The organism is Rhizobacter sp. (assembly GCF_031412075.1).
In the GTDB taxonomy this organism is placed as follows: Bacteria; Pseudomonadota; Gammaproteobacteria; order Burkholderiales; family Burkholderiaceae_C; genus Rhizobacter.
Genome location: NZ_JANOCG010000445.1, coordinates 1 through 6,110, shown reverse-complemented (window position 1 = coordinate 6,110; position 6,110 = coordinate 1). Strand labels below are relative to the sequence as shown.

Annotated in this window: 7 protein-coding genes; 6 read left to right on the top strand and 1 reads right to left on the bottom strand. The window is 68.4% G+C overall.

The features are described 5' to 3' along the window. The 6 genes from RMO40_RS16890 to RMO40_RS16865 form a co-directional block, all read left to right on the top strand. Positions 1–726: DUF4129 domain-containing protein (locus RMO40_RS16890; protein WP_309723936.1), on the top strand; the 726-nt coding region annotated here is incomplete at its 5' end. Further along, positions 723–1,994 (top strand): DUF4350 domain-containing protein, encoded by a 1,272-nt coding sequence (locus RMO40_RS16885; RefSeq protein WP_309723933.1) that lies wholly within the window; start codon positions 723–725, stop codon positions 1,992–1,994. The genes RMO40_RS16890 and RMO40_RS16885, both read left to right, overlap by 4 nt. 12 nt (positions 1,995–2,006) lie before the next feature. Then, positions 2,007–2,999, top strand: coding sequence for a MoxR family ATPase (locus RMO40_RS16880; protein ID WP_309723932.1), 993 nt, complete (start codon positions 2,007–2,009; stop codon positions 2,997–2,999). A gap of 11 nt (positions 3,000–3,010) precedes the next feature. Beyond that, complete coding sequence (locus RMO40_RS16875; protein ID WP_309723930.1) at positions 3,011–4,378, top strand: DUF58 domain-containing protein; 1,368 nt, start codon at positions 3,011–3,013, stop codon at positions 4,376–4,378. Positions 4,379–4,457: 79 nt separating this feature from the next. After that, entirely contained in the window at positions 4,458–4,802 is a 345-nt protein-coding gene (locus RMO40_RS16870) for a hypothetical protein (RefSeq protein WP_309723929.1), read from the top strand. A 24-nt stretch (positions 4,803–4,826) separates the two neighbouring features. Further along, positions 4,827–5,402, top strand: coding sequence for a cob(I)yrinic acid a,c-diamide adenosyltransferase (locus RMO40_RS16865; RefSeq protein ID WP_309723927.1), 576 nt, complete (start codon positions 4,827–4,829; stop codon positions 5,400–5,402). A 119-nt stretch (positions 5,403–5,521) separates the two neighbouring features. On the opposite strand, the gene RMO40_RS16860 is transcribed toward RMO40_RS16865, so the two are convergent. Next, positions 5,522–6,110, bottom strand: a 589-nt coding sequence (locus RMO40_RS16860) for a 3-deoxy-7-phosphoheptulonate synthase (protein WP_309723924.1), incomplete at its 5' end; no start/stop codon positions are given.

The window sequence follows — 6,110 nt, the reverse complement described above, 5'->3', positions numbered from 1 at the left end:
GACGCCGTGCTGTTGTCACTCGCCCTGTTCGCGGGCAACGCCTGCGCAGCCGCCGAGCCCGCATCGGCCCCCACGCGCCAGCAGGTCAACGCCGAGCTCGACAAACTGCGCGCCGACCCCGAGCTCGGCGGCATCCAAAAGCAGAAAACCCTGCGCCTGAAGCAACAAGATCCGTTCAAGAAAGCGCCGACAAAAAACGAACCCAACCCGTTCCTGAGCTGGGTGCGTGAGTTCTCGCGCTGGATGACCGACGCCGCCCGCCTGGTCGTGTGGGTGCTCGCCGCACTGGCGGTGGCGCTCTTCATCGTGGGCCTGCGCCACTGGGTGCGGGTTCGCGCCGGTGGGGTGAAAGGGGCCAGCGCCAAGCTGCCCAGCCATGTGCGCGACCTCGACATCCGCCCCGAGAGCCTGCCCGATCAGGTGGGCGCGGCCGCCGCGGCGCTGTGGCAGCGAGGCGAACACCGCGCGGCCTTGTCGCTGCTGTACCGGGGCGCCTTGTCGCAGCTGGTGCACCAGCATGCGGTGCCGATCCGCGCGGCCAGCACCGAGGGCGAATGTGTGGCGCTCGCCGCCACCCGCTTGCCACCCGAACCCAGCGCCTTCTTCGGCCGGCTGGTGCAGGCCTGGCAGCTGGCGGTGTATGGCGCGCGCCTGCCCGATTCGAGCAGCGTGCTGGCCTTGTGCGCCGACTTCGACCGCCAGTTCAGCGCAGGGCGCCCGGCATGACGACGCTCTTGAGCCGCGACCTGCTGCTGCGTGTGCTGATGGTGGCGCTGGTGCTCGGGGCCGGCGTGTGGGTGGCTTCGTGCACCGAGTGGGTCGAGGTCGACATGCCACGCCCCCCGCGCGGCGAGGCCGCCAAGAACCCGCTGTACGTCACCCAGCAGCTGGTGCGCGGCCTGGGTGCCACCGTGGCCACGCCGAGCAGCCTGTCGACCCTGCCGCCGCCACGCGCCACCTTGTTGCTGACCTCGTGGTACTGGGATCTGTTCCCCGAGCGGGCGCAGCGGCTCAAGGGCTGGGTGGAGGCGGGTGGACACCTGGTGCTCTACGCCAACAACCTGGATCACCAGCAGCTCAAGGGCTGGCTTCCCATCAGCCAGCTCAAGCCACCGCGCAACAAAAAGCTCGAGGGCGATGATGAAGAAGACGAAGACGCCGAGGGCGGGCGTGATGAGGGCGAGGACCAGGAGAGCGCCACCGACACCGCGATGCGGCGCCTGGGTCTCACGATCCAAACCCCTTGCCACACGACCGTCGAGCCCGACAGCGTGCCGGCCAGCTACGCCGATGGCGGCCGCCGTTTCAGGATTTGCAGCGACGTGGCCTCGGGCTGGAAGCTGCAATCGAACACACCGCCACTGTGGGCCCTGGAAGGGCGCGACGGCCCGATGATGCTGCGCGTGGCACGCGGCCAGGGGCAGATCACGGTCATCTTGCCCACGGGCCTGCTCGACAACGAGCGTGTGCTCAAGGGCGACAACGGCCTGGCCGCCGTGACCGCACTTCAGGCCCGGCGCGGCGCACAGGTGTGGTTCGTGAGCGAAGAGGCGCGCGCGCCCTTGCTGAGCTGGTTGTGGCATCAAGCCTGGGTGGTGGTGCTGCTGAGCGCAGCGGCGCTCCTGCTGGCCTTGTGGCGCGGCGCGCGGCGTTTTGGCCCGCTCGCCGCCGAGGCACCGACCGGCAGGCGTTCGATGGCCGAGCAGATCAGCGGCACCGCGCAGTTCTTGCGCCGCCATGGCCCCGAAGCGCTGCTCGCCGCGCAGATCCGCGCGCTCGACACGGCCGCCCGCGGCCACGTGCGCGGCTACGACACGCTCGATCGCAGCCAACGCGCCGCCACCATCGCCCAGCACACCGGGCTCGACGCCGCCGCGCTCGGCCTGGCGCTCGACAAAAGCCTGGCGCGCAAACGCGTCGACCTGCCCGCCACGCTCGAATTGCTGGAAACCGCGCGCCGTGTGCTCGCACAACAGAACCGAACCCCTCGATAAGGACAACGCCCCATGCAGCTCAAACCCACCGACCTGACCCGCGCGGCCGAATTGCTCAACGACCTGCGCAACGAAGTCGGCAAGGCCGTGGTCGGCCAGCAGGCGGCGGTCGGCCAGATCCTGGTCGCGCTGGTCGCTTCGGGCCACGTGCTGATCGAAGGCGTGCCGGGCCTCGGCAAGACGCTGCTCGCGCGCTCGCTGGCCAAGGCCATGTCGCTCTCTTATGCGCGGGTGCAGTTCACGCCCGACCTGATGCCGTCCGACATCACCGGCCACTCGGTGCTCGAATCGCGCGGCGACAGTGGCACGCCCATCGGCGCGCTGCGGGTGCACCGCGGGCCGGTGTTCACCAACCTGCTGCTGGCCGATGAAATCAACCGTGCACCGGCCAAGACACAGAGCTCGCTGCTCGAAGTGATGCAGGAATACCAGGTCACGCTCGAAGGCCAGACGCTCACGCTGCCTCGGCCCTTCATGGTGCTGGCGACGCAGAACCCGATCGACACCGAAGGCACCTACCCGCTGCCCGAGGCGCAGCTCGACCGCTTCTTGTTCAAGATCGACATCGGCTACCCACCGCACGACGAAGAAACCGCCATCGTCAAACTCACCACCGAGCAGCAGACCGGCGACCAGTTTCCGCTCGATGCCATCACGCCCAAACTCGACGAGCGCACCGTGCTCGCACTGCAGCGCATGGTGGCCTTCATCCGCGTTGACGACAAGGTGCTCGACTACGCGGTGCGCATCGTGCGCAGCACACGCAGCTGGCCCGGCCTCGCCTCCGGCTCGGGGCCACGCGGCGCCATCGCGCTGGTGCGCGCCGCCCGCGCCACCGCGCTGATGGACAACCGCGACTTCGTCACCCCCGACGACATCAAGCGCCACGCGCAGGCCGCGCTGCGCCACCGCGTGATGCTCGCACCCGATGCACAGCTCGAAGGCCGCGCGATCGGCGAGCTGCTGGCGGGTGTGCTCGACAGCGTCGAAGCGCCGCGCCTGTAAAGAGCCCGCGCATGCGCCAGATCATCCCCAGCCGCGCTTCGGTGCTGGCGCTCGCCCGCGCGGCAGTGGCCTGCGCCGTCGCGCTCGTGCTCGGGGTGCCGCTCGTGCAGGTGGTTCAGGCGAGTGGCTTGGCGCTGGGCATCGGTGTGGCGTGGGTGGCGGCCGACCTCTGGCTCACCTGGCGCGCGTGGCGCGAGGCGCCGCTGCGCACCCAGCGCGCCCTGCCCGACGCGCTGGCGCTGGGGGTGCCATGGGTGCTGCAGCTCACGCTCGTCAACGATGGCCCGCACGCCTGGGCGCTGACCCTGTTTGATGAAGTCGACCCACGCCTGGGCTTCGAGGGCCTGCCACAACAGGTGCAGGTGCCGGCCGGCAAACGGGTCGAGCTGCGATACACCGTGACGCCCCACCAGCGCGGCCCGGTGCAGCTGGGTGCAACGCAGCTGCGGCTGCGCTCGCGCGGCGGCAGCTTCGAACTGCTGCGCACGCTGGGCGTGGGCCAGCGGCTGCACGTCTACCCCAACTTCGCGGCGGTCGCGCGTTACGCCTGGCTGGCGGGTGACCGGCGGCTGGCGCAAATCGGCATCAAGACCTACCCGCAGCGCGGCATGGGCACCGATTTCAAGCAGCTCGCCGAATACAAGCAGGGCGACCCGATCCGCCACATCGACTGGAAGGCCACGCTGCGCTACGGCAAGCCGATCGTGCGCGAGTTCCAGGACGAGCGCGACCAGTGTGTGATGTTCCTGCTCGACTGCGGCCGGCGCATGCGCGCCGACGAAGGCTTCTCTTCAGACAAGCGCAGCGCCGACGGCAGCCACTTCGACCAGGCGCTCAACGCGCTGATGCTGTTGAGCTACGTGGCGCTGAAAGAAGGTGACGAAGTGGGCGCCATCACCTTCGGCCACGCCGCTGGGCAGCAGCGCCGTTTTGCGCCGCGCAAGGGCACGGCCACACTGAATGCGCTGATGGCGCGGCTCTACGACATCGAGCCCAGCGCCACCCATTCCGACTACCTGCTCGCCGCGCAGGACCTGCTGCGGGCGCAGCACAAGCGCGCGCTCGTGATCGTCATCACCAACTTCCGCGACGAAGACGCGGCCGAGCTGACCCCGGCCCTCAAGCTGCTGCGCACCCGCCACTTGGTGCTGGTCGCCAGCCTGCGCGAGCGGGTGTTGCGCGAGCTGGGCGAGCAGCCGATCGTCGACGAACAACGCGCGCTGGAGGTCGCCGGCGCGCACCTCTTCTCACAAAGCCGCAGCGACGCGTTTCGCCGCGTGACGGGGCACGACGCCTTGTCGGTCGACGTGGAGCCCGATGCGCTGGCCGTGGCGCTGGTCAACCGCTATCACGCGGTCAAACGGTCCCGATTGTTGTAGCCCGTTCGGCTCGCTACCATCGCGAGTGGCCGGCCCCGCAGAGCGGCCCATCGTCTACACAACCCCGAGGGAGTCATTGATGTCCGCAGAAAACCCATACGTCCCACCCAACGCCGCCGTGGCCGACATTGCACAGGGCAGCACCACCAAGCACCAGATCAAGCGCTTTTCACCGCACCAGAACGCCAAGGTCTTCGCCGTGATGACGGCCGCCATGTCGCTGATCATCGTGGTGCCGATCATGTTGGTCATGTCGGCCTTCATGCCCGGCGAGGCCAAGTTTTCTGCGCTGGGCATGCTGATGCTGCCGGTGGTGTACCTGGTGTTCGGCTACATCATGACGGTCATCGGCTGTGCCTTCTACAACCTGGTGTCCAGGTTCGTCGGCGGCATCGAATTCGAGTCGAACTCCAACGTCAACTGACCCACCTCTTCACACATCCACCCCATGGCCAATCGACTCACACAGATCGCCACCCGAACCGGCGACGACGGCAGCACCGGCCTCGGCGACGGCACCCGCGTCGCCAAGAGCCACCAGCGCATTGCGGCCATGGGCGATGTGGACGAGCTCAACTCGAACATCGGTGTGTTGCTCGCCGAGCCGCTGCCCGATGGGGTGCGCGAGCTGCTGGTGGTGATCCAGCATGAGCTGTTCAACCTGGGCGGCGAGTTGTCGATCCCGGGTTATGAGCTGCTCACGGCCGAGGCCGTGCTGCGCCTCGATGAGGCGTTGGCGGAACACAACGCCACGCTGCCGCGCCTGAAGGAGTTCATCCTTCCCGCCGGCACACGCAGCGCGGCGATTGCGCATGTGTGCCGCACCGTGGCGCGCCGCGCCGAACGCTCGGTGGTGACGCTGGCCGCCACCGACCCGGTGCGTGCCGAACCGCGCCAGTACCTGAACCGTCTGAGCGATTTGCTGTTTGTGCTGGCGCGGGTGCTCAACCGCGCCAACCTCGATGGGCTGGGTGGCGACGATGTCTACTGGCGCAGCGAACGAATTCTTCGGGCCGAAGATTGACGTTTGGCCGGCAAAGCCCGGCCACCATCAAGCAACAACTCACGGAACGGGCTTTGCCCGGCCGTAGAGTTGGCGCCCCCTTTGGGGGGCAGGAGCGAGAGCGACGTGGGGGCTGTCAATCAGCCCCGGCGCGCCTTGACGGCGCCACTCAACACATCGAGCACCGTCAGCGAATCGTCCCAGCCGATGCAGGCATCGGTGATGCTCTGCCCGTAGTTCAGCTTCGCCGGATCGTCCTTGCCAGCGCTGAACTTCTGCGCACCGGCTTTCAGGTGGCTCTCGACCATCACACCGAAGATGTGGCGCGAACCGGCTGCCAGCTGGGCCGCCACGTCGCGCGCCACGTCGACCTGCCGTTCGTGCTGCTTGCTGCTATTGGCGTGCGAGCAGTCGACCATCAGCGTGGTCGGCAGCTTGGCGGCCTCCAGGTCCTTGCAGGCCGCGTCGACATGGGTCTTGTCGTAGTTGGGCAACTTGCCGCCACGCAGGATCACGTGGCAGTCCTTGTTGCCCTTGGTCTCGACGATGGCAACCTGGCCGTTCTTGTGCACTGACAAGAAGTGGTGCGGGCGGGCGGCCGCCTGGATGGCGTCGGTCGCGATGCGGATGTTGCCGTCGGTGCCGTTCTTGAAGCCGATCGGCGCCGACAGGCCCGAAGCCAACTCGCGGTGCACCTGGCTCTCGGTCGTGCGCGCGCCGATCGCGCCC

Excerpts from the sequence above, each read along its gene's own strand:
- RMO40_RS16880 (WP_309723932.1), top strand. The coding sequence starts at position 2,007 with ATGCAGCTCAAACCCACCGACCTGACCCGCGCGGCCGAATTGCTCAAC.
- RMO40_RS16885 (WP_309723933.1), top strand. The coding sequence starts at position 723 with ATGACGACGCTCTTGAGCCGCGACCTGCTGCTGCGTGTGCTGATGGTG.
- RMO40_RS16875 (WP_309723930.1), top strand. The coding sequence starts at position 3,011 with ATGCGCCAGATCATCCCCAGCCGCGCTTCGGTGCTGGCGCTCGCCCGC.
- RMO40_RS16865 (WP_309723927.1), top strand. The coding sequence starts at position 4,827 with ATGGCCAATCGACTCACACAGATCGCCACCCGAACCGGCGACGACGGC.
- RMO40_RS16870 (WP_309723929.1), top strand. The coding sequence starts at position 4,458 with ATGTCCGCAGAAAACCCATACGTCCCACCCAACGCCGCCGTGGCCGAC.